This window comes from Ruegeria sp. BK1 (assembly GCF_056535645.1).
In genome coordinates this window covers 1,786,991-1,809,245 of sequence record NZ_JBQFIS010000001.1, presented here as the reverse complement: position 1 = coordinate 1,809,245, position 22,255 = coordinate 1,786,991, and the positions used below count along the sequence as shown (strand labels likewise).

General features: G+C 60.6%; 18 protein-coding genes. 13 read left to right on the top strand and 5 right to left on the bottom strand.

From position 1 onward, the window contains the following. Positions 1–19: 19 nt before the first annotated feature. The 3 genes from ACR3E7_RS09050 (at position 20) to ACR3E7_RS09040 (ending at position 1,853) form a co-directional block, all read left to right on the top strand. Positions 20–763 carry an EcsC family protein gene (locus ACR3E7_RS09050; RefSeq protein ID WP_170790409.1) on the top strand — a complete coding sequence of 248 codons (744 nt, stop codon included), beginning with the start codon at positions 20–22 and terminating at the stop codon, positions 761–763. Positions 764–848: 85 nt separating this feature from the next. After that, on the top strand, positions 849–1,328 hold the full coding sequence (locus tag ACR3E7_RS09045) for an NUDIX hydrolase (RefSeq protein ID WP_480719401.1): 480 nt from the start codon (positions 849–851) through the stop codon (positions 1,326–1,328). A gap of 69 nt (positions 1,329–1,397) precedes the next feature. Next, positions 1,398–1,853 carry a DUF1178 family protein gene (locus ACR3E7_RS09040; RefSeq protein ID WP_480502767.1) on the top strand — a complete coding sequence of 152 codons (456 nt, stop codon included), beginning with the start codon at positions 1,398–1,400 and terminating at the stop codon, positions 1,851–1,853. An 8-nt stretch (positions 1,854–1,861) separates the two neighbouring features. Here ACR3E7_RS09040 and ACR3E7_RS09035 read toward each other — a convergent pair whose 3' ends face one another. Then, positions 1,862–2,218, bottom strand: a complete 357-nt coding sequence (locus ACR3E7_RS09035; RefSeq protein WP_480502766.1) for a hypothetical protein — start codon at positions 2,216–2,218, stop codon at positions 1,862–1,864. Between the two features lie 166 nt (positions 2,219–2,384). On the opposite strand from ACR3E7_RS09035, the gene ACR3E7_RS09030 reads away from it, so the two are divergent. From ACR3E7_RS09030 to ACR3E7_RS09005, 6 genes are all read left to right on the top strand, one after another. Continuing rightward, positions 2,385–3,623: an aspartate kinase gene (locus tag ACR3E7_RS09030; RefSeq protein WP_170782841.1), complete on the top strand. Its 1,239-nt coding sequence runs from the start codon at positions 2,385–2,387 to the stop codon at positions 3,621–3,623. A 46-nt stretch (positions 3,624–3,669) separates the two neighbouring features. Beyond that, the gene (ptsP, locus tag ACR3E7_RS09025) at positions 3,670–5,913 is read left to right on the top strand and encodes a phosphoenolpyruvate--protein phosphotransferase (protein ID WP_480502765.1); all 2,244 of its coding nucleotides are present in this window, start codon (positions 3,670–3,672) and stop codon (positions 5,911–5,913) included. 127 nt (positions 5,914–6,040) lie between these two features. Further along, positions 6,041–7,486, top strand: a complete 1,446-nt coding sequence (gene zwf / locus ACR3E7_RS09020; RefSeq protein ID WP_480502764.1) for a glucose-6-phosphate dehydrogenase — start codon at positions 6,041–6,043, stop codon at positions 7,484–7,486. A 2-nt stretch (positions 7,487–7,488) separates the two neighbouring features. Next, positions 7,489–9,294: a phosphogluconate dehydratase gene (edd, locus tag ACR3E7_RS09015; protein WP_480502763.1), complete on the top strand. Its 1,806-nt coding sequence runs from the start codon at positions 7,489–7,491 to the stop codon at positions 9,292–9,294. A 3-nt stretch (positions 9,295–9,297) separates the two neighbouring features. Further along, entirely contained in the window at positions 9,298–9,930 is a 633-nt protein-coding gene (locus ACR3E7_RS09010; protein ID WP_170782838.1) for a bifunctional 4-hydroxy-2-oxoglutarate aldolase/2-dehydro-3-deoxy-phosphogluconate aldolase, read from the top strand. Between the two features lie 51 nt (positions 9,931–9,981). Then, complete coding sequence (locus ACR3E7_RS09005) at positions 9,982–11,172, top strand: pyridoxal-phosphate-dependent aminotransferase family protein (protein WP_480502762.1); 1,191 nt, start codon at positions 9,982–9,984, stop codon at positions 11,170–11,172. 106 nt (positions 11,173–11,278) lie between these two features. Here ACR3E7_RS09005 and ACR3E7_RS09000 read toward each other — a convergent pair whose 3' ends face one another. Then, a complete protein-coding gene (locus tag ACR3E7_RS09000; RefSeq protein ID WP_480502895.1) occupies positions 11,279–12,388 on the bottom strand; it encodes a pyridoxal phosphate-dependent aminotransferase in 1,110 nt (369 codons plus the stop codon). 95 nt (positions 12,389–12,483) lie between these two features. On the opposite strand from ACR3E7_RS09000, the gene ACR3E7_RS08995 reads away from it, so the two are divergent. Both ACR3E7_RS08995 and ACR3E7_RS08990 read left to right on the top strand, forming a co-directional pair. After that, entirely contained in the window at positions 12,484–13,554 is a 1,071-nt protein-coding gene (locus tag ACR3E7_RS08995; protein ID WP_480502761.1) for an SMP-30/gluconolactonase/LRE family protein, read from the top strand. 64 nt (positions 13,555–13,618) lie between these two features. Then, the gene (locus tag ACR3E7_RS08990) at positions 13,619–14,401 is read left to right on the top strand and encodes a crotonase/enoyl-CoA hydratase family protein (protein WP_170770023.1); all 783 of its coding nucleotides are present in this window, start codon (positions 13,619–13,621) and stop codon (positions 14,399–14,401) included. Here ACR3E7_RS08990 and ACR3E7_RS08985 read toward each other — a convergent pair whose 3' ends face one another. The 3 genes from ACR3E7_RS08985 to ACR3E7_RS08975 all read right to left on the bottom strand — a co-directional run bounded on the left by ACR3E7_RS08985 (position 14,402) and on the right by ACR3E7_RS08975 (position 18,790). Beyond that, positions 14,402–14,734 (bottom strand): DnaJ family domain-containing protein, encoded by a 333-nt coding sequence (locus ACR3E7_RS08985; protein ID WP_480502760.1) that lies wholly within the window; start codon positions 14,732–14,734, stop codon positions 14,402–14,404. Positions 14,735–14,827: 93 nt separating this feature from the next. Next, entirely contained in the window at positions 14,828–17,980 is a 3,153-nt protein-coding gene (locus ACR3E7_RS08980; RefSeq protein WP_480502759.1) for a valine--tRNA ligase, read from the bottom strand. Positions 17,981–18,058: 78 nt separating this feature from the next. Then, on the bottom strand, positions 18,059–18,790 hold the full coding sequence (locus ACR3E7_RS08975) for a dienelactone hydrolase family protein (RefSeq protein WP_480502758.1): 732 nt from the start codon (positions 18,788–18,790) through the stop codon (positions 18,059–18,061). A 116-nt stretch (positions 18,791–18,906) separates the two neighbouring features. Here ACR3E7_RS08975 and ACR3E7_RS08970 point away from each other — a divergent pair, with 116 nt between their 5' ends. Both ACR3E7_RS08970 and ACR3E7_RS08965 read left to right on the top strand, forming a co-directional pair. Further along, the gene (locus tag ACR3E7_RS08970; RefSeq protein ID WP_480502757.1) at positions 18,907–21,198 is read left to right on the top strand and encodes a xanthine dehydrogenase family protein molybdopterin-binding subunit; all 2,292 of its coding nucleotides are present in this window, start codon (positions 18,907–18,909) and stop codon (positions 21,196–21,198) included. Beyond that, positions 21,176–22,252: a DUF2235 domain-containing protein gene (locus ACR3E7_RS08965; protein ID WP_480502756.1), complete on the top strand. Its 1,077-nt coding sequence runs from the start codon at positions 21,176–21,178 to the stop codon at positions 22,250–22,252. Before ACR3E7_RS08970 ends, ACR3E7_RS08965 begins: the two co-directional genes overlap by 23 nt. Positions 22,253–22,255: the final 3 nt, after the last annotated feature.

Below are 22,255 nucleotides of genomic sequence, written 5' to 3'. Positions count from 1 at the left end.
TTAGGACAGGAGGGCACGCATGCAGAACGTTGTTCTTGTCGAAAAACTGGATGCCGAGGCAGAGTTGGACCGGCTGGCCGGGTACTACCGCTCGGCGGGTGGGCCGGGTGTTCGGTTGCTCAACAGTCTGGGCGGATCTGCGGAAACCTTGCTGGATCAACTGCCCCCGTCAGTGCGAGAGGCGTTGACTGGCGCAACCGAGCAGGCGCTTTGGCTGGCCATGCATGCCGCCGAAGGGTCGCGCAGGGCGGTGCCGGATCAACGACCTTGGGTGAATACGGCTGTGACCACGGCCATGGGCGCAGCAGGCGGTGTGGGCGGAGTGTCGACCTCTTTGGTGGAATTGCCCGCAACGACCACGATGCTGTTGCGCGCCATACAAGGTGCTGCGGCACGAGAAGGGTTTGACCCATCGGAAGACGGTGTGAAATTCGATTGTGTGCAGGTTCTGTCCGCGGCGGGTCCGCTGTCCTTCGACGATGGTGCGGATTTCGGGTTTTTTTCAGCTCGGATGACGTTGACCGGACCGGCCCTTCAAAAGCTGATCGCCACCGTCGCGCCGAAACTGGCGGTGGTGCTGGGGCAAAAACTCGCCGCGCAATCCGTACCTGTTTTGGGGGCGCTTGCTGGGGGTGGGACGAATTATGTCTATACACGCTATTACCAGCGTATCGCCCGCGTGCATTTCGGTTTGCGCCGATTGGCCAGTGATGCCGATATCCCGCATGACGATCTTGTGCGAAAACTGGCCGCACGCATGTGACGCTTGGTGGAGTTCGCCAAGTATGGTAGTGGTTCTGCGACGACCCTCTAAATAAGTACAAAAACCAAAGCTTTGGGCGTCGCAGGTGTTGAAAGGGGCACAGGGCATGAGCAGGCTATGGCGGTATCAACCGCCGGAATCGGACAGGATTCCGGTTCGACAACAATCCGCCGCATTGTGTTACCGTTTACGTGCGGGCGCCCCCGAAGTTTTGCTGATCACAACTCGTAGGTCGGGCCGCTGGATTATTCCCAAGGGCGGATTGATCAAGGGGATGTCTTCGTCCGAGGCAGCGCGGCAGGAAGCCTGGGAAGAAGCGGGCGTGCGTGGGTTCTGTTCGGCTGAGATGATCGGGCGGTACACGCACGTAAAACAACGGCGCAAAAAAGGAGCGGTCCTTTGCCTGGTGGATGTATTTCCGCTGATAGTAGTGTCCTTATCGGAGCGCTATCCCGAATGCGGTGATCGTGAGCGCGCATGGTTTTCGATGCAGGAAGCGGCAGCGCGGGTGGATCAGCCTGAACTCTCCCAAATGTTACGGCAGGTGGCAACGCAGTCGCATTGATCTGCAGACTGGGGCTTGTCATTGTTTTGATGGTCAGTATCTATTCGGCAATCGCAATCTGGACGGATCATGATTCAATACGCCTTGAAATGCAGCAAGGGCCACGCGTTTGACAGTTGGTTCCAATCGGCCGCCGCTTACGACAAGCTTGCCGGGGCAGGCATGGTGGTCTGTGCCATCTGTGGCGACGCTTGCGTTGAAAAGGCGATCATGACCCCGCGTGTGCGCCCAGCCCGAAAGGTCGAGGCGCGCAGCGAGACACCCGCCAAGGAAGAAAACCCGGTCGAGATGTCGGTTCCACCCGCCGAGCTTGAGAAGGCGCTGTCCGAGTTACGGCGCAAGGTCGAGGAAAACTCGGACTACGTGGGTAAGGATTTCGCGTCCGAAGCACGCAAGATGCATTTGGGCGATGCCCCAGAACGGGCTATCTATGGTGAAGCCAAACCCGAAGAGGCCAAGGCCCTGATTGAGGACGGCGTTCCTGTCGCGCCCTTGCCCTTTATCCCCAGCCGCAAAAGCAACTGATCCTAAGTTTACCGAGGGGCCAACGCCGCCGTGGGGATTTCGTAGACCTCGCCGGGGTCAACGAAGATCACCATGACGTTTCCCTGCGTCTCATAGCTGAGGCGCGCGGCGGAATCGGTGGATTCTGGGATGCCGTCGGCGAAATAGATGTTGCGTACTTCGCCATTGCCCATGCCAACTGCCAGAGTTATCCGTCCATCTTCGCGATGGCGCAGCTCGGCGTTGCAGCTGCGCAGCGGTTCGCCCGCATTGGTGGCACAGGGTACGGTTCCAAGCGCGTTCTGCCCATCTGTTGCGGCGAGCGAGGCTTGCTGAGCCAAAGCGGGTGTGGACAACAAGACAAAAGCAAGGGCTAGGCGGGGCATGGGGAACCTCTTCACAAATGGAATAGGGCCAAGCTGACACCGTGGTGGGGGGATGTAAAGCACCCGTTAGACCGCAATGGAAAAGGTTTTGAACACTTGCCCTTGCGACCCCCCTGACATAAGACGCTCGGGATCTGAATTCCAAGGCGCGGAGACAATTGCCCCCATGCCCGTACTCGTGATGAAATTCGGCGGCACATCTGTCGCCAACCTGGACCGCATCCGTCGCGCTGCGAAACGTATCGGCGTCGAGGTGGCAAAGGGCTATGACGTCATTGTCATCGTCTCGGCCATGTCCGGTAAAACCAATGAGTTGGTAGGCTGGGTGAACGAGACCTCTCCATTGTTCGATGCGCGCGAATATGATGCGGTTGTATCCTCGGGCGAGAATGTGACCGCCGGCTTGATGGCGCTGACGCTTCAGGAAATGGATATCCCCGCCCGCAGCTGGCAGGGCTGGCAGGTGCCGCTGATGACCACCAGCGCCCACAGCCAGGCCCGGATCGAGGAAATCCCGACCGAGAACCTGAACCAGAAATTCGGCGAAGGCATGCGCGTTGCCGTCGTCGCCGGGTTCCAGGGCATCAGCCCCGAAGGCCGCATCACCACGCTGGGTCGCGGTGGATCGGACACGACGGCGGTGGCCTTTGCCGCAGCTTTTGGTGCGGAGCGCTGCGACATCTATACGGATGTGGACGGCGTCTATACCACCGACCCGCGCATCTGTGAAAAGGCGCGCAAGCTGGACAAGATTTCGTTCGAGGAAATGCTCGAATTGGCCTCGCTGGGGGCCAAGGTGCTGCAAACCCGCTCGGTCGAGCTGGCGATGCGCTACAAGGTGAAACTGCGCGTTCTCTCAAGTTTCGAAGAACAATCCGACGAGGCCGGTACGCTGGTCGTCGATGAGGAGGATATCATGGAATCCAATGTTGTGGCCGGTGTGGCCTATTCCCGCGACGAAGCTAAGATGACCGTCGTGTCCGTGGCAGACCGCCCCGGCATCGCCTCGATCATCTTTACCGCGCTCAGCGATGAGGGCGTAAATGTGGACATGATCGTGCAGAACATCTCGGACGAGGGACGCACCGACATGACGTTCTCGTGCCCGACCGATCAGGTGGCACGCGCCGAAAAGGCATTGCTGGCGATCAAGGATGCGGGTGAGTTGAACTATGCCGAACTGGTCGCCGACGAAGACGTCTGCAAGGTTTCGGTGGTTGGCATCGGCATGCGGTCGCAATCGGGTGTTGCGGCCAAGATGTTCAAAATTCTCTCGGATGAGGGGATCAACATCAAGGTCATCACAACCTCCGAGATTAAAATTTCCGTCCTTGTGGACAGGAAATACATGGAACTTGCGGTTCAGGCACTGCATGATGCCTTTGAACTGGACAAGGCGGCCTGAGCGTTTCAGCCAAAGGTCTTGCCTGACGCACTAATTTGGGTGGGCCATGGCGGACGGTACCGAAACTGAATCCCGCAAGCTGCTTGGGCGGCTGCGCGAAGAGATGGCGAGCGAGGCCGCCGGTCAGGAACGTCTTGACCGGATCACCCACCTGATCGCCGATAGTATCCGGGCCGAAGTGTGCTCGATCTATCTGTTTCGCGATGAAGACACATTGGAGCTCTGCGCGACCGAAGGGTTGTCACCCGAGGCTGTTCATAAGACCCGAATGCGCATGGGTGAGGGGCTTGTGGGTCGTGTAGCTAAGTTCGGCAAAATCGTGAACACACCGAATGCGCCTGCCGCCAAGGGTTTCCGTTATATGCCTGAAACCGGGGAAGAGAGATTCTCGTCTTTCCTGGGTGTGCCGATCCAACGTCTGGGTGAAAAACTTGGTGTTCTGGTGGTCCAATCCCGCGACGCGCGGGAATACTCGGCGGACGAGGTCTATGCGCTGGAAGTAGTCGCCATGGTGCTGGCCGAGATGACCGAACTGGGTGCCTTTGTGGGTGAGGGTGCGGCTCTGTCGCCACGACACCAGCAATCGGTACAGCTGAGCGGCGGCCCGGCGCAGGAAGGCTCGGCCGAGGGCCATGTCTGGTTGCACGAGCCGCGCGTGGTGGTCACCAACCCCATTGCCGAAGACCCTCATCGCGAACGTGAGCGGCTTACCGAGGCTGTCGATGAATTGCGGGTCGGCGTCGACAAGATGCTCGAGATATCAAAGGATGGCGATACCGAGCAGTTGCAGGTGCTGGAAGCCTACCGGATGTTCGCGAATTCCAAGGGCTGGATGCGCCGGATGGAGGAAGACATCGCTCGCGGCTTGAGCGCCGAGGCGGCTGTCGAAAAGGAGCAATCGCAGGCCCGGGTGCGGATGGGGCAAGTAACGGATCCCTACCTGCGCGAACGTTTGGCTGATCTGGACGACCTCAGCAACCGTCTGCTGCGTATTCTCACCGGGCAAGGCAACACCAATGGCGCGGATTTGCCGCCTGACCCGATCCTGATCGCTCGGAATATCGGGCCCGGAGACTTGCTGGAATATGGCAGGTCGCTGAATGGGATTGTGCTGGAAGAAGGCTCGGTCGGAAGCCACGCAACGATTGTGGCGCGGGCCTTGGCGATTCCGCTGGTTGTGCATGTGGGCCGAATTACGACCGAGGCGTTGAACGGGGATCACATCCTTGTCGACGGTGACAACGGCAGCGTCCATCTGCGCCCCGAAGATTCCGTCGTCACTGCCTTCCGCGACAAGATCGCCATGCAGGCGCAGGCGCAGGAGAGATATGCCTCGATCCGCGAAACGCCTTGCGTGACCCGTGATGGCGAGCGGATTAATCTGGTGATGAATGCGGGTCTGATGGCGGATTTGCCCTCGCTGGGCAATTCGGGGGCCGAGGGCGTAGGCCTGTTTCGGACCGAGTTGCAATTCCTGATCCGCAATCAGATGCCGAAACGGTCCGAGCTTGTGACGCAGTATCAGCGGGTTCTGGACGCGGCGGGCGAAAAGCGCGTGGTGTTCCGGACGCTGGACATCGGTTCGGACAAGGTTCTGCCCTACATGAAACACGTGGAAGAACCCAACCCCGCGCTGGGTTGGCGCGCAATTCGGGTGGGGCTGGACAAGCGCGGCGTGATGCGGATGCAGTTGCAGGCTTTGATGCGCGCTGCCAATGGCCGCCCGCTGACGATCATGTTCCCATTTGTGGCACAAGCTGACGAATTCCGTGATGCCAGGTGGGAGGTCAACAAGACCATTGAACGCGAAAAGCGTCTGGGTCACGTCCTGCCGGAAAAGATCGAAGTTGGAGCGATGCTGGAAACGCCCTCGCTGGCTTTTGCGCCGCAGAAGTTCTTTGACGAGGTGGATTTTGTCTCGATCGGAGGCAATGACCTGAAACAGTTCTTCTTTGCAGCTGACCGCGAGAACGAACTGGTGCGCCGCCGCTATGATACGCTGAATGTCAGCTTCCTCAGCTTCATTGAACGCATCGTTGAACGCTGCAACATCTCGAACACGCCACTGTCGTTCTGCGGTGAGGATGCCGGCCGACCGGTCGAAGCGCTTTGCCTTGCTGCGATGGGCATCCGGTCGCTGTCGATGCGGCCTGCCTCAATCGGGCCGGTGAAAAGCGTTCTGTTACGGGCTGATCTGCAATCTCTGCGCAAGATCATCGCAGATGCGCGGCACCGGGGCGAACAATCCGTGCGCCCCGCCGTCATGGAGTGGCTGCGCAATCAGGGCTAAGCGGGCAGGGATTTTGAAACTAATTTCAAATCCGGTGTTGATTTATGCGTCGGATTTCATTAGTTCGGCGGTGAATGTTAGCGATAACATAGCTGGTAAGCCCAGTGAGTTCTGAAGGAGCCTGTCGATGGTTTCACGCGTAATCCCGGTTAATCCCTTCGATCTGGTGCTGTTTGGCGCGACCGGAGATCTGGCGCAACGCAAGATCCTGCCCGGCCTGTATCATCGCTTCGAGGTCGGCCAGATGCCGCCCGAGGCCCGGGTGATCGGCACCGCGCGCTCGGATATCGACAGCGCCGCGTTCCGAGATCAGGTCCGCGCGTCGATGAAGGAATTCGCGCCGGAGTTCAAAAAGGATGTGCTGGATCGGTTTCTGGCACAGGTCGAATATGTCTCGGTGGATGCACTGGGGAACAAAGGCTGGCCAGAGCTAGCCAAAATGTTGCGCCCGGACGTGGTGCGCGCCTTTTACCTGTCGGTCGGTCCCAGCCTGTTTTCCGGGATTGCACAACGCCTGAACGACCACGGCGTGGCAACGCCTGACAGCCGGATCGTCGTGGAAAAGCCGTTCGGGCACGATCTGGCCTCGGCCAAGGCGCTAAACGAAGGGCTGCGCGCCTGTTTCGAGGAACATCAGATTTACCGTATCGACCATTATTTGGGCAAGGAAACGGTGCAGAACCTGATGGCCTTGCGCTTTGCCAATTCCCTGTTCGAGCCGCTGTGGAACGCCACCCATGTCGACCACGTTCAGATCACCGTCGCTGAAACCGTCGGGGTCGAAGGGCGCGGGGTCTACTACGACCAATCCGGCGCGATGCGGGATATGATCCAGAATCATCTGGTACAACTTCTGTGTCTGACGGCGATGGAGCCTCCGTCGAAATTCGCGCCCAACGCGGTGCGCGATGAAAAGGTGAAAGTGATCGAAGCGTTAGAACCAGTCGACGCAAGGGATATCGCCCGAGGTCAATACCGTACCGACAAGGGTGGCGACGGCTATCTGGACCATGTAGGAGATCCGGCCAGCCGCACCGAAAGCTACATTGCGCTCAAGGCGCATATTGGCAACTGGCGCTGGGCCGGGGTGCCGTTTTATCTGCGCACGGGCAAGCGCCTGCGAGCCCGTGAATCCGAGATTGCGGTTTTCTTCCGCGACCCGCCGCATACGATTTTCCCGAATGTTGGCCCTCTGCATGGCAACGTGCTGGTGATCCGCCTTCAACCCGACGAAGGCATTACCCTGCGCACTACGATAAAAGACCCCGGCCCGGGCGGCTTCCGTCTGTCTGATGTGGCGCTGGATATGAGCTTTGCTGAGGCGCTGGGCGCAGATGCGCGGGCACAGGACGCCTATGAGCGACTGGTCATGGACGTCATTCGCGGCGACCAGACCCTGTTCATGCGCGGCGATGAGGCCGAGGCCGCCTGGGCCTGGGTCGATCCTATCATAAGCGGCTGGGAACAGCGTGGTGACCGGCCCGCTAAATACGATCAGGGTAGTTCTGGCCCAGAGGAAGCCCTGATGCTGATGCATCGGGACGGACGCCGCTGGCGTCAGATCGGAGGGTAATCATGGTTCATTCCGTCATCACCGACGTCACTCAGCGCATTATCACGCGCAGCGCCGATCTGCGGGACCCGCATCTGGAACGGATGGAGCAGGCCAAATCCAAAGGCCCCGCTCGCGCGCACCTGTCCTGCAGTGGACAGGCCCATGCCTATGCCGGTGCGGGCGAGGATCAGCAGTCCATGGCCACCGGCGCGGCAGGCAATCTGGGCATCGTCACCGCCTATAACGACATGCTTTCGGCCCACCAGCCGTTCGAACGCTACCCCGCCCTGATCCGCGATGCGATCCGCGCGGCAGGCGGCACGGCGCAGGTCGCGGGCGGCGTGCCTGCCATGTGCGACGGCGTTACGCAAGGCGAAGCGGGGATGGAGTTGTCTTTGTTCTCGCGCGATGTGATCGCGCTGGCGACCGGCGTGGCCCTCAGTCACAACACATATGATGCGGCGGTGTTCTTAGGCGTCTGCGACAAAATAGTCCCTGGCCTGATCATTGGCGCGCAAGCATTTGGCCATCTTCCCGCCGTCTTCCTGCCCGCCGGTCCAATGACCAGCGGCCTGCCAAACGACGAAAAGGCCAAGGTCCGCCAGAAATTCGCCGCCGGAGAAGTCGGCCGCGACGAGTTGATGAAGGCTGAAATGGCCGCCTATCATGGCCCTGGTACCTGTACCTTCTACGGTACTGCCAACACCAACCAGATGCTGATGGAGTTCATGGGCCTGCACCTGCCGGGCTCTAGCTTCGTCAACCCCAACACCCCCCTGCGTGATGCGCTGACCGAGGAAGGCGCGCGCCGCGCCCTGTCGCTCAGCGCGCTGGGCAATGACTATACGCCCGTATGCCAGATCCTCGACGAACGCGCTTTTGTGAACGGGATTGTCGGCCTGATGGCCACAGGGGGTTCTACCAACCTGCTGATCCACCTGATCGCCATGGCGCGTGCGGGCGGGATCGTACTGGATTGGGAGGATTTCTCGGATATCTCCGCCGTGGTGCCTTTGGTCGCGCGGGTCTATCCCAACGGTTTGGCTGATGTGAACCATTTCCACGCCGCAGGCGGGCTTGGCTATTGCATCGGCACTTTGTTGGAGGACGGCCTGCTGCACCCCGATACGCTGACGGTCGCAGGGCAGGGGCTGCATAACTACACCAAGGAACCCAAGCTGAAAGATGGCGACTTGGTCTGGGAAGAAGGTGCAGGACACAGCCTGAACAACAAGATCCTCCGTCCGGCCAGCGACCCGTTCCAACCCACCGGTGGCCTGTCACGCCTGACGGGCAATCTGGGAACGGGCGTCATGAAGGTCTCGGCTGTCGCGCCTGAACACAGGCAAGTCGAGGCTCCGGTCCGCGTGTTCCACGACCAAGACGAGGTGAAAGCCGCGTTCAAGGCCGGAGAGTTCACTGGCGATGTCATCGTCGTCGTCCGCTTTCAGGGACCAAAGGCCAACGGAATGCCCGAACTGCACTCGCTGACACCCATGTTGTCGATCTTGCAGGGCAGGGGTCACAAGGTCGCGCTTGTCACCGACGGCCGCATGTCGGGTGCTTCCGGCAAGGTCCCCGCTGCGATCCATGTGGTCCCCGAGGCGCTGGATAGCGGCCCCATCGCCTGCCTGCAAGACGGCGATATCCTGCGGGTCGACGCAGTAAAAGGCGATTTGGAGATCCTGACGCCCGGCGTGCTGGATCGTAGACCCGCCACCGCCGACCTCAGCGCCAATCAGCACGGCGTGGGGCGCGACCTGTTCGGAGCCTTCCGCCAGAATGTCGGGTCCGCTGACACTGGCGCCAGCATTTTCGGAGTGTAAACCATGTCCAAAACCCAACGCACCCGCGAGATTTGCGCACTGGCCCCAATCGTGCCGGTTCTGGTCGTCGATGACGCGGCTCAAGCACGGCCTCTGGCCGAGGCTTTGGTCGCAGGAGGCCTCCCCGCGCTTGAGGTCACCCTGCGCACGCCTTCGGCGCTCAGCGCGATCCGCGCCATGGCTCAGGTGCCGGGTGGTGTGGTTGGTGCTGGTACGCTGATCACCCCAGAAGACGTCCGCGCAGCGAAAGAGGCGGGAGCGCAATTTGGTGTCTCACCGGGTGCAACCGACGCTTTGATCGCCGCATGTGAAGCCGAAGGCTTACCCCTGCTGCCGGGTGCGGCCACTGCCTCTGAGGCGATGCGCCTGTTTGAGCAGGGCTATGACATGCTGAAATTCTTCCCGGCCGAAGCGTCCGGTGGTGCCCCCGCGCTCAAAGCGATCGGCGCGCCGCTGCCGCAAATCACATTCTGCCCAACGGGTGGTGTGTCGCCGTCAAATGCACGCGATTACCTGTCTTTGTCGAATGTTGTTTGCGCAGGCGGTAGCTGGGTCGCGCCCAAACAGATGGTCATGGACGGCGACTGGACCGGCATCGAAAAACTTGCACGTGAGGCGTCGCAGCTGATGGATTGACGCCGCGCGGGACGTCACTAAATTGGGCGTCAATTCAGACAGGTTGACCCCATGACAAACCACATCTCTCTCGCGCAAGGGCGCGAGTATCTGGCCATTCCGGGCCCATCAGTTATGCCTGACGCCGTGTTGCAAGCGATGCATCGGCCGTCGCCTAATATCTATGATGGCGCACTGATCGAGATGATGCCCGACCTGACCCGCGACCTCAAGCGCGTGGCGCGAACCGAACACAAAGTGGCGATCTACATCGCCAACGGTCACGGCACGTGGGAGGCGGCACTGTCCAACGTGATCGCTCCAGGTGAGGTGGTTCTAGCCCCAGCGTCTGGCCGCTTCACCTATGGTTGGGCCGAGATGGCCGAAGGCATAGGCGCCAAGCCGCAGTTGATTGATTTTGGGACCTCTTCGCCTTGGAATTTTAACCTCATCGCTGAAGCTTTACGCGCTGACAAAACACATGAGATCAAAGCCGTTTTGGCAGTGCATGTGGACACGTCGACTTCCGTACGCAACGATATTCCAGCATTGCGTGCCCTGCTGGATGACTTAGGCCATCCCGCTCTACTGATGGCCGATTGCATCGCATCGCTCGGGTGCGACCGGTTCGAAATGGACGCCTGGGGCGTCGATGTCATGGTCACCGCCTGCCAGAAAGGACTGATGACCCCTGCAGGAGTGGGCTTTGTCTTTTTCAACGAAAAAGCCGCCGCCAAACGCGCCACCATGCCCCGCGTCTCGCAATACTGGGATTGGGTGCCGCGCGCCCAGCCCGACCTGTTCTATCAGTATTTCGACGGCACCGCGCCGACCCATCATCTCTACGGCTTGCGCGCCGCGCTCGACCTGATCCACGCCGAAGGGCTCGAACATGTTTGGGCGCGCCACGAGCGCCTTGCCACCGCCATCTGGACCGCCTGCGAGACATGGGCAGAAGGCGGCGCGCTGCACCTGAATGTAGCCGACCGCGCGCATCGCAGTCACGCAGTCACAGCGCTGCGCCTATCACACGGACAGGGCACTCCGCTGCGCCATTTCACCGAGACCCAACTCGGCCTCACCCTAGGCATCGGCTTGGGGATGGAGGACTGGGACGGCTGCTTCCGCCTCGGCCATATGGGTCATGTCAACGCCCAAATGGTGATGGCGATGCTGGGCGGGGTCGAAACCGCGCTCGCAGCGCTGAACATCCCGCGCGGTAAAGGCGCGCTCGAAGCCGCCGCAGCCACTCTCGCGGCCTAAAGCGCAGATCCGCCCTTCATCTGGCTAAAAATATCCTCGGGGGGAATCGCGCCCAAGCGCGATGGGGGGCAAACAGCCCCCCGCTCGCTCACCACACGAGCCCAGCTCAGGGAAAACGCGCCTGCGCCTCAGCCAGCGCCTTGGGCAAAGCTGATGCAAACGCATCCAGATCCTTCTCTGCACCGCAACTGATCCGAACGCATCGGTTCTGAGGCGCGGCAAACGGCATCCGCACGAAAATGCCCTGCGCAACCAGCGCGTCCAGCACCGCCTTGGCAAACTCCCCGTCACGCCCGCAATCAATGGCAACGAAATTGGTGGCCGAGGGCAGGGGCTCCAACCCGTGATCCCGCGCGATGACACCAATGCGGTCCCGTGCTGCCGCAATGCGTTGCTGAACATGGGCCAGCCATTCATCATCCTGCAACGCCGCCAAGGCCCCCGCCTGCGCCGCCCGGTTCATTCCGAAATGATTGCGCACCTTGTTGAACGCTGAAATCAACGCCGGTGCCCCGATCCCATATCCAACCCGCGCGCCTGCCATGCCGTGAACTTTGGAAAAGGTACGCATGCGGATCAGGCGCGGGTCGTTTGCATCAATTGGGGCGGCGGTGCCCTCGGGGGCGCATTCTACATAAGCCTCGTCAAGAACCAGCACGCAGCCTGCGGGCAGTTTGTCCATCGCCGCGACTATATCTGCACCCCTGTGCCAACTGCCCATCGGATTGTCCGGGTTGGCTAGGTAAACCAGCTTTGCACCTACCTCAGCCGCCTTGGCAAACAGCGCCACGGGGTCCTCATGGTCATCTCTATAAGGCACCTTGTGCAGCACCCCTCCGAACCCGGCCACGTGGTAGTTGAAGGTAGGGTAGGCCCCGTCCGAGGTCGCAACGGCATCGCCCGGCCCGACAAATAGGCGCGCCAGATATCCCAGCAGCCCGTCAATCCCCTCGCCCACAACGATATTCTCGGGCGCAACGTCATGGTGATCCGCCAAAGCATGGCGTAAGTCGTGGTTTTCGGGATCGCCATACATCCAGATCCCGGTCCGCGCCATCGCCTCAATCGCACGCGGAGAGGGGCCAAAGACGCTTTCATTGGCCCCCAATCGAGCCAGAAAAGGCGCACCGCGCTGCCGCTCCTGCGTTTCTGGGCCGACAAAAGGCACGGTGGCGGGTAGGGATTGGGCAAGTGGGGTAAAGCGGAACTCTGTCATGAAGGCAGATAAACGTAAGGTCATCCGTCAGGCAAGCTTGCGCTGCGGGCAAAACACCCGCACCCTTGCGCCGAGCCACAACGGAAGGAGCGCACATGCGCATCGCAATCGGTCTGATCCTAATTGGTCTCGCCTATCTGCTTTTTTGGCCGGTCGCAGTTGAGCCCGTCGTCTGGGACGCCCCAAAGGCCCCTGGTTTTACGGGCGAATTCGCCGAAAACAACGCGCTGGATCGGCTTGAACTGATCTCCCTGCCCGACGGCGAGGAGGGCCCTGAAGACATTGCTGGTCTGCCTGATGGCACAGTCTTTACGACCACACAGTCCGGAGCGCTCTATCGCATTGATCAGGATGCGCCGCAGAAGGTCGACGATCTTGGCGGCCGACCGTTGGGTCTGAAGGCCGGTCCTGACGGAGCCCTCTATATCTCGGACAGCTATCGGGGACTGATGCGCTGGACCGGGCCGGGGAATTTGGAAACGCTGGTCTCTGAAATTGACGGCGCACCGGTGATCTACGCCAACAATCTGGACGTCGGGCGTGATGGCACGGTTTATTTCTCGAACTCGTCTGACCGTTTCGACCCCGAAACCATGGGGGGTACCAAACCCACTTCGGTTCTGACGATTTGGGAGCAATCGCCCACTGGCTATGTCGCCCGCTATTCCCCGGAGGGAGCCGTCGAAAAGATCGCCGAAGGTTTCGTTTATACCAATGGGGTCGCGCTGTCGCCTGACGAAGATTTTCTGCTGATTGCTGAGACCGGGCGCGCACGAGTGCACAGGCTGTGGTTGACTGGTCCCAAAGCGGGAACACAAGAGGTGTTTCTGGACAACCTGCCGGGCTATCCAGACAATATCAAAGCCCAGGACGACGGCACCTATTGGCTGGCCTTCGCCAGCCCGCGCGTACCGACCGAGGCGCTGATGCCCTATCCGTTTCTGCGCAAGGTGATCTGGCGGTTGGGGCCGATGGTCCGGCCTGCCCCGATCCATCGGGGTATGGTGATCCTCTTCGACGGCGACGGGACGATCCTGCAAAATCTGCAAGACCCCGCTGGACGTTTGGGCATCACGACGGCAGGGCGGATTGTAGGTGATGACTTCTATGTCATGACACTGGATTCGCCGTGGTTCGGCCGAATGCCTGCCGAAAAGCTGCCCTAACGTTGATCTGGAACTTGGTGGCACTTGCAGGCATGCTTGCCTCAACCGGTAATGGGAGGTCCGCATGTCACGCGTATCCGTCGAATACAAAGATCACATCGCTCATGTCACGCTGACGCGCGGCGACAAGATGAACGCGTTGGATGACGCGATGATCAAGGCGATTTTGTCTGCGGGGCAAGAAGTGGCGGCTTCGGACGCGCGAGCGGTGGTGTTGTCGGGCGAAGGTAAGAGTTTCTGCGCTGGTCTGGATATGGCGAGCTTTGCCAAGATGGCCCATATCGACCCGCGCGAATGGCTGATGGCCCGCAGTCACGAAGATGCCAACGAGATGCAGGAACTGGCCCTGATCTGGCGACGCCTACCCATGCCGGTAATTTGCGCAATTCAGGGCGTGGCCTATGGCGGCGGGTTGCAGATCGCCTTGGGTGCGGATGTGCGCATCGCGCATCCTGACACCAAACTGGCCGTGATGGAGATGAAGTGGGGCATCATCCCCGATATGGGCGGTATGGTGTTGCTGCCCAAGCTGGTCCGCTCCGACGTTCTGCGTCTGTTGACTTATACTGCGCGGCCTATCGGTGCGTCGCAGGCGGCGGATTGGGGTTTGGTGACCAAACTCTCTGACGATCCACTGACCGAGGCCATAGCGCTTGCCGAAGACATCGGGGGCCGCAGCCCGTCGGCCATCCGCGCGGCCAAGCGGCTGATCGATCTGGCCGAAACTCAACCTCGCGCCGAGGTGCTGATGGCCGAATCCGCCGAACAGGTTGAGTTGATTGGCAAGCCCGAGCAGATGGAGGTCATCGCGGCCCAAATGCAAGGTCGCAAGCCCGTCTTCAAGTGATCAGCGCATAAATGCGCGGCGGGCGTCGCGGGCCATGTTATAGCGCGTCTCAAGATCGGCGATGCGCGCCATCGCCCGTTTGCGCGCTTGCGGATCGCTCAGTGTGGCATAGTCCTGCCTGGCAGCGTCGAGTTGTTTCTTGATCGTGAATTCTTCGGGCAAAACACCGGCCTGCGCCATGATCCGATGCCCGGCGGCCAAAGCAGGATCGGTTTGCGCTTCGCAGGATCGGTCGGGCAGGGGGCGGCCTTCGCCTTCAAGGCCCTCTAGCTGCCCCTCGGCCTGCGCCTTTTGGATCTGGCGTTCGATGAGTTTTGCTAGCGACCCGAACATGGCACTATTCTAAAGGCTGTCTCTGAAACTGAAAACCCCGCCACGGGTGGTGCGGCGAGGTTTGGGATTTCCGTATATGGAACGAGAAGAAGATCAGGCTATTTCTTCCAAACGGGCCAGCGCCTCGTTCAGTTTAGCCTCTTCTTCTTCGCGGGCGGCGAGGTTGGCTTTGGCTTCTTCGACAACCTCTTCCGGGGCCGAGGCCACGAACTTGGGGTTGTTCAGACGCCCGCGCAGACCGCCCAGTTCCTTGGCCAGCTTGCCTTTGGCTTTTTCCAGCCGTTCCTTTTCGGCACCGATGTCAATGATATCCGCCAGCGGCAGGCCGAAGGACGCGCCGGGGGCGGCGATGGAAATCGTGCCTTTGGGCAGCGCATCGGCCTTGGTCAGGCTGTCGATCCGGGCCAGACGCTTGATCAGCGCCTCGTTGCGGTCCCATGCGGCTTGGCCGTGGGCGTCGATTTCTGTCACCAGCATCGGCACGTAGAGCCCCGCTGGAACCCGCATCTGGGCACGGGCCGAGCGGGTGTTTTCGATGACCGAGATCACCCAGTTCATCTCACGATCCGCATCGGCATCGACCAGTTCGGTGCCATATGTCGGCCAGTCGGCGTGGACGACCATTTTCGCGCGGTCGCCGGTCAGGCCCCAGAGTTCCTCGGTGATGAAGGGCATGATCGGGTGCAGCAAGACCATGCACTGATCCAGAACCCAGCGCATGGTGGCGCGGGTTTCGGCCTGCGCCTCGGCGTCATCGCCTTGCAGCAGGGGTTTCGACAATTCCACATACCAGTCGCAGACCTTGCCCCAGACAAAGGCATAGAGCCCGTTGGCCGCGTCGTTGAAGCGATAGCTTTCCAGCGCCGCGTCGACCTCGGCCCGCACGCGGGCGGTTTCGCCGATGATCCAGCGGTTTACGGCGGCTTTGGGCTTCAGGTCGGCCACGTCCAGTTGCGGCACGGCGTCGGTGAAAACCTCGTTCATCTCGGCAAAGCGGACGGCGTTCCACAGTTTGGTGCCGAAGTTCCGATAGCCGGTGATGCGCTCGCGGGACAGTTTCAGCACGCCGCCAATCGCCGCCATCGAGGCGTTGGTAAAGCGCAGGGCGTCGGCGCCGAATTCGTCCACGATCTCCAGCGGGTCGATGACGTTGCCGGTGGTCTTGGACATCTTCTTGCCCTTCTCGTCGCGGACGAGCTGGTGCAGGTAGACAGTGTGGAACGGGATCTGATCGACCACGGCCAGTTGCATCATCATCATCCGGGCGACCCAGAAGAACAGGATGTCAAAGCCGGTGATCAGAACATCGGTGGGGAAGTAGCGCTCCAGTTCCTCGGTCTGCTCGGGCCAGCCCAGCGTGCCGATGGGCCAGAGGCCGGAGGAGAACCACGTGTCGAGGACGTCGGGGTCGCGCCACACCGGATAGACCAGCTTGGTCGGGTCTTGTTCGACCGCGTAATGGGCAAGGCTTTCAGCGAACTGATGGATCGCTTCATGCTTGTCTGCGACTTCGATGACCGTCGCGTGGCTCAAAGGGCTAGGAATGTCAGCGTTATCGTCGAGGAATTTTTCAGTGACGGCCTCAAGGCTTGCGGCACATTCCATGACATTGCCACGATGCAGCATGCCGCCTTCGTTCAGCAAACGGCCCAATTCGACCAGATCAAGGTTGCCGTCGTTTTCGTCATCCTTGAAGTTCTCGGCCGACAGATCGAGCCCATACCAAACTGGAATCTGATGGCCCCACCACAGCTGACGCGAGATGCACCAGGGCTCGATGTTTTCCAGCCAGTGGTAATAGGTCTTCTCGCCCGACTCCGGGATGATCTTGACCGTGCCTTCCTTGACCGCATCCAGCGCAGGGCCGACGACCTTTTCGGCGTCGACGAACCACTGGTCAGTGAACATCGGCTCAATCACCACCTTCGAACGATCGCCGAAGGGCTGCATGATCGGTTTGCTCTCGACCAGCGGCACCAGCGCCGACGGGTCGTCATCCTCGCCCAGCTTCACACCCAGACGAGGGTCATCTGCGCGGGTCATCACGGCCAGGCCGTCAGCAGTGATATCTTCGACGACTTTCGCGCGCGCTTCGAACCGATCGAGGCCGCGCAGGTGATCGGGGATCAGGTTGATCGCGTCGATCTCGTTCTCGGTGAATTCGCGACCACGCGCGTATTCCTGTGCCTTGTCGGCCTCATCGGCATAAGGCGCGCCATCGGCCCGCATCGCGCCTTTGGTGTCCATCAGGCGGTACATCGGAATGCCGCCGCGCTTGGCGACCATGTTGTCGTTGAAGTCATGCGCGCCGGTGATCTTCACCGCGCCCGAGCCGAAATCGGGATCGGGATACTCATCGGTGATGATCGGAATCTGGCGGCGATGTTCTTTCGGACCAACCGGGATTTCGCAGAGTTTCCCGATGATTGGGGCGTAACGCTCATCCGACGGATGAACCGCAACCGCGCCGTCTCCCAGCATGGTTTCGGGGCGGGTCGTGGCGATCGAGATATAGTCGCGCTCTTCCTCAAGCACGACGTTCCCGTCCTCGTCCTTTTCGACATAGGTATAGGTTTCGCCGCCGGCCAGCGGGTATTTGAAGTGCCACATATGGCCGGGCGTTTCGATGTTCTCGACTTCCAAATCCGAGATCGCCGTCTCGAAATGCGGGTCCCAGTTGACCAGACGCTTGCCGCGATAGATCAGGCCCTTTTCGTACATATCGACGAAAACCTTGATGACCGCGTCGTGAAAATTCGCAGAATTTTCGTGGCCGGTGCGCGGGTCACGCGGTGCGCCCGCCATGGTAAACGCATTGCGCGACCAGTCACAGCTGGAGCCCAGCCGTTTAAGCTGTTCGATGATGGTGCCGCCGTATTCGCCTTTCCATTCCCAGACCTTGTCCAGAAACGCCTCGCGCCCCAGCTCACGTCGTCCTGGTTGCTGGGTATTGGCCAGCATCTTTTCCACCTGCATCTGGGTGGCGATACCGGCGTGGTCCTGTCCGGGCTGCCACAGCGTGTCAAACCCGCGCATCCGGTGCCAGCGGGTCAGGATATCCTGCAGCGTGTTGTTAAACGCGTGCCCCACATGAAGCGCGCCCGTCACGTTGGGCGGCGGGATCATGATGGTAAAGCTTTCGTCGCGCGAACGGTTCGCGCCTGCCTTGAAGGCTCCGGCCTGTTCCCAGGCCTCGTAGATGCGGGCCTCGGCCTCGGCCGCGTTGAATGTCTTTTCCATCGCCATGGGGTGCGTCCTGCGTCATCAATCTCGGGTCAGCGATTGCAATAGCGAATGCGCGCAAGAAGGGGAAGGGTGCGTGTGCTATCCGGCCTGGGCAAATCGGGCACGGAAGTAATCCTGCACCCTCTGATAAGCCGGTTCGTGGAAATCCAACGTCAGCAGAGAGTGATCCTTGCCCTCATATTCCTGCGTTTCAAGGTCATCACCAAAGGCGTCTTGTAGCGCGCACATCAGCCGTTTCGGGGCCAGCTTGTCACCCGCATAACGCATCGCCAGCCCCGGACCTTTAGTCGCCATACCAGCACGGGCTTGTGCGACATCATTGGGGCTCATGTGCAGTTCATCGCCGCCGAAGATCGGCAGAGCGGGCTGGCTGGCGACGCCGCCCAGAACCGCGTCCTCAGCCATCATGGTCAGTGCAAAGCTTCCGGTCAGGCACATACCGATGACACCCACGCCTGCTGCGTTGTCGCGGGACTTGATTTCGGCCGCCAGCGATCGCATCCAGCCCGCAATGGGGCTCTGACGGCCTTTGAGGAACATGTTGAACTCGCGCCGGACGCAGAACAGTCGGGCCATGTTGCGGCCCATCGTGACTTTGCCATAGGTGCCGAACATATGCGGCAGGTAGACACGAAACCCCGCCCCGTTCAGGCGTTTGGCCAGATCCAGCGTTTCCGGCCCAATCCCGGGCAATTCCTGCAGGATCAGGATGGGTGGGCCTTCGCCCCCGGCATAAACGTCATGGGTTGCGGTCTTGCCGCTCGTCATCGCGGCAGAGAAAGGGAAAACGGTATCATGTGTCCAGGTCATGGGGTCTGAGGCTATCGGAATCCCGCAGAACTTAAAGTCCAAACCCCTGTCTTTTTCTGGACATCGCCCACACTCGGGCTAGGGTCGCCTTCGGAACCGCGCAGGAGGGTCGCCCCATGGAAAAATTCGGCAGAAGCCAGCCCGTCAAACGGACCGAGGATCAGAGGTTTCTGACCGGGCAGGGACACTACATGGATGATGTTGTACCAGAAGGTGCCCTGCACGCCGTGTTTGTCCGCTCGCAGGTGGCGCATGGGGTGATCACGGCGCTTGATCTGGACGGCGCGCGCGCAGCTGATGGGGTTCGGTTGGTGATGACGCTGGAGGATTTGAAAGAGGCCGGGATCGACACCGTGATCAATGCGGCGACGGTCAAGAACCGGGACGGATCGCCCGCAGCAGCGCCTGCGCGTCACATGCTGTCGACCGACCGGGTGCGCTTTGTTGGCGAACCGATCGCGGTGGTTATTGCTGACACTCAAGCCCAGGCCCGTGACGCCGCCGAACTGGTCTTGGTCGAGATTGACGAACGCCCCGCCAAGCTGGACGTGGATGCGGGCGGAGAGACCTTGCACCCCGAAGCGCCGGATAATCGCGCATTTGACTGGGGTCTGGGCAACGAGGCCGCGACCGAGGCCGCGTTTCAGGCTGCGGCGCATACTGTATCGCTCAACGTGGTGGACAATCGGGTCATCATTGCCTCGATCGAGCCGCGCGGCTGTCAGGCCAACTGGGTCGATGGTCGCCTGCATTTTGCTTATGGCGGACAGGGGGTTTGGGCCATGCGCGCTCAACTGGCGCAAAAGCTGCGGGTTGAGCCTGAAGACATCCGCGTCACCACTCCGGATGTAGGTGGCGGCTTTGGTATGAAGGTGATGCCCTACCCGGAATATTTCTGCACTGCCGTTGCAGCGAAGAAGCTGGGCAAACCCGTGCACTGGATGTCCGACCGGTCCGAGGCGATGCTGTCCGACCATCATGGCCGCGACCTGACCTCGCTGGCCGAACTGGCCTTTGATGCCGATCACCGGATCACGGCCTATCGCGTTCACAGCAAGATCAATCTGGGTGCCTATAACAGCCATTTCGGGCAGGCGATTCAGACTAGCCTGTTTAGCAAAGTTTTGATGGGCGTTTACGACGTCCAGACGACCTATCTGCGGGTCGAAGGGTTCTTTACCAACACCACACAGGTCGATGCCTATCGCGGTGCGGGCCGCCCCGAGGCGATTTATGTGCTAGAGCGCGTCATGGACCGCGCCGCGCGCGAACTGGGCGTGGACCCGTGGGAACTGCGCCGCAAGAATTTCATCCGCCCCGAGGCGTTTCCCTACACCTCGGCCACCGGCGAGACCTATGATGTGGGCGACTTCAACATGATCCTGTCCCGCGCGGGCGAACAGACTGCGGGGTTTGCCGCCCGCAAGGCCGCCGATGCCGAACGCGGCCTGATCCGCGGGCAGGGCGTATGTTACTATATCGAAAGTATTTTGGGGGACCCTTCCGAGAACGCGAAAGTGGAGTTCTGCGAGGATGGCACCGTGAACCTCTATGTCGGCACCCAATCGAACGGGCAGGGGCATGAGACGGTTTATGCCCATTTCCTGTCAGATCAGACCGGAATTCCGGTGGACCTGATCAATGTGGTGCAGGGCGACAGCGATCAACTTCCTCATGGTGGCGGTACCGGTGGGTCTCGGTCCGTTACGGTGCAAAGCACAGCCACACTGGCGACAATCGACGTCATGATCGCCGCATTCACGCCCTATCTGGCTGATAAGATGAGGGTGGAGGAAAGCGATGTGACATTCGATCACGAAACCTTTCGCGCGCCGGGGTCGAACCTGACGCCCACCCTGACCGAGGCCGCGGATATGGCCCGCGCCGATGGCCGTACTGATCTGCTGCAACATCACGCGCGCGCCAACCTGGATGCGCGCAGCTATCCCAATGGCGCACATGTTGCCGAAATCGTCATTGATTCTTACACCGGAGAAACCTGGGTCGACCGCTATACAGTGGTCGATGATTTTGGTAACCTTATCAACCCGATGCTGGCCGAAGGGCAAGTACATGGCGGTGTGGTCCAGGGGATCGGACAGGCGCTGACCGAGCGTGTTGTGCATGATGCGCAGGGGCAACTGCTCACGGCTTCGTTGATGGACTATGCCTTGCCGCGCGCCGCCGAGATACCCATGATTAAGTTTACCTCGGCGCCGGTTCCGTCAACTTCAAACCCGATGGGGATGAAGGGATGCGGTGAGGCCGGCACCGTGGGCGCGCTGGCCGCAGTGGCAAATGCGGTTCAGGATGCGCTCTGGGATCACGGGGTGCGACAGGCAGATATGCCTTTCACACCTCAAAGAGTATGGGAGTTGCTGACGCATGGATCTGTCGCGGCTGAGTAGAAAGGTACTGGGATGGCTCGGACGGCCTCTGCGGTCCGAACACTCAGCCGAGTCGCGCCACCGTGAACCGATCAGCCATGTGATTATCCTCGACGGGACCATGTCGACGCTGGAACCGGGCCGAGAGACCCACGCAGGCCAAACTCTGCGTCTGTGTTGCGAGATGGGCAGCAAGGTCTCGGTATTTTACGAAGCTGGGGTACAGTGGGACAACTGGAAGTCCTCGCTGGACGTGATGATGGGGCGGGGGATCAACCGCCAGATCAGGCGTGCTTACGGCTATCTGGCGTCGCGCTACAAACCCGGCGACAGGATTTACTTCATCGGCTATTCGCGTGGAGCCTACGGGGTGCGCAGCCTTGCCGGGGTGATCGACTTGATTGGGTTGCTCAAGGCCGAACACGCGACCGAGCGGAACATCAAACAGGCCTATCGTCACTATGAGTGCAACGCTAACGGCAAGGCGGCGGCTGAATTCCGGCGAGCCTTCTGCCACGAGGATGTGGCGATTGAGATGGTCGGCGTCTGGGACACAGTAAAAGCGCTGGGCCTACGTCTTCCACTACTGTGGCGCTGGGCCGAAGAACGTCACGCCTTTCACAACCACCAGCTTGGCCCGGCAACCCGCCACGGCTATCACGCCATGGCGCTTGACGAGACCCGCGAAGTGTTCGAGCCGGTCTTGTGGAAATGTACCCCTGATTTCAAGGGCCATGTGGAACAAGTCTGGTTCCGGGGCACGCATGGGGATGTCGGCGGTCAATTGAACGGGTTCGAAGAGGCGCGCCCACTCAGCAACATCTCTCTGATCTGGATGCTGGACAAGGCCGAGATGCACGGCCTGCCACTGCCTGACGGATGGCGCGACCGCTTCCCTACCGATACCGCTGCGCGGTCAGTGGGCACATGGCGCGGCTGGGGTAAGATTTTCCTGCTGCGCAAGCACCGGAAAGTGGGCAAGGACCGATCCGAGAGGCTGCACGTCTCGGTCTCGCCGGATGATCTGCCGGGCTGGGTACCGATGCCGGATTTGCCATCACATCCGGCGCAGTGAAGG

Bases quoted from the DNA above. Each gene is read 5' to 3' on its own strand.
- ACR3E7_RS09040 (WP_480502767.1), top strand. From the start codon at position 1,398: ATGATTCAATACGCCTTGAAATGCAGCAAGGGCCACGCGTTTGACAGT.
- ACR3E7_RS09035 (WP_480502766.1), bottom strand. From the start codon at position 2,218: ATGCCCCGCCTAGCCCTTGCTTTTGTCTTGTTGTCCACACCCGCTTTG.
- ACR3E7_RS08965 (WP_480502756.1), top strand. From the start codon at position 21,176: ATGGATCTGTCGCGGCTGAGTAGAAAGGTACTGGGATGGCTCGGACGG.
- ptsP (WP_480502765.1), top strand. From the start codon at position 3,670: ATGGCGGACGGTACCGAAACTGAATCCCGCAAGCTGCTTGGGCGGCTG.
- ACR3E7_RS09000 (WP_480502895.1), bottom strand. From the start codon at position 12,388: ATGACAGAGTTCCGCTTTACCCCACTTGCCCAATCCCTACCCGCCACC.
- ACR3E7_RS09010 (WP_170782838.1), top strand. From the start codon at position 9,298: ATGTCCAAAACCCAACGCACCCGCGAGATTTGCGCACTGGCCCCAATC.
- ACR3E7_RS08970 (WP_480502757.1), top strand. From the start codon at position 18,907: ATGGAAAAATTCGGCAGAAGCCAGCCCGTCAAACGGACCGAGGATCAG.
- ACR3E7_RS09030 (WP_170782841.1), top strand. From the start codon at position 2,385: ATGCCCGTACTCGTGATGAAATTCGGCGGCACATCTGTCGCCAACCTG.
- ACR3E7_RS08980 (WP_480502759.1), bottom strand. From the start codon at position 17,980: ATGGCGATGGAAAAGACATTCAACGCGGCCGAGGCCGAGGCCCGCATC.
- ACR3E7_RS08995 (WP_480502761.1), top strand. From the start codon at position 12,484: ATGCGCATCGCAATCGGTCTGATCCTAATTGGTCTCGCCTATCTGCTT.
- zwf (WP_480502764.1), top strand. From the start codon at position 6,041: ATGGTTTCACGCGTAATCCCGGTTAATCCCTTCGATCTGGTGCTGTTT.
- ACR3E7_RS08975 (WP_480502758.1), bottom strand. From the start codon at position 18,790: ATGACCTGGACACATGATACCGTTTTCCCTTTCTCTGCCGCGATGACG.
- edd (WP_480502763.1), top strand. From the start codon at position 7,489: ATGGTTCATTCCGTCATCACCGACGTCACTCAGCGCATTATCACGCGC.
- ACR3E7_RS09005 (WP_480502762.1), top strand. From the start codon at position 9,982: ATGACAAACCACATCTCTCTCGCGCAAGGGCGCGAGTATCTGGCCATT.
- ACR3E7_RS09050 (WP_170790409.1), top strand. From the start codon at position 20: ATGCAGAACGTTGTTCTTGTCGAAAAACTGGATGCCGAGGCAGAGTTG.
- ACR3E7_RS08990 (WP_170770023.1), top strand. From the start codon at position 13,619: ATGTCACGCGTATCCGTCGAATACAAAGATCACATCGCTCATGTCACG.
- ACR3E7_RS08985 (WP_480502760.1), bottom strand. From the start codon at position 14,734: ATGTTCGGGTCGCTAGCAAAACTCATCGAACGCCAGATCCAAAAGGCG.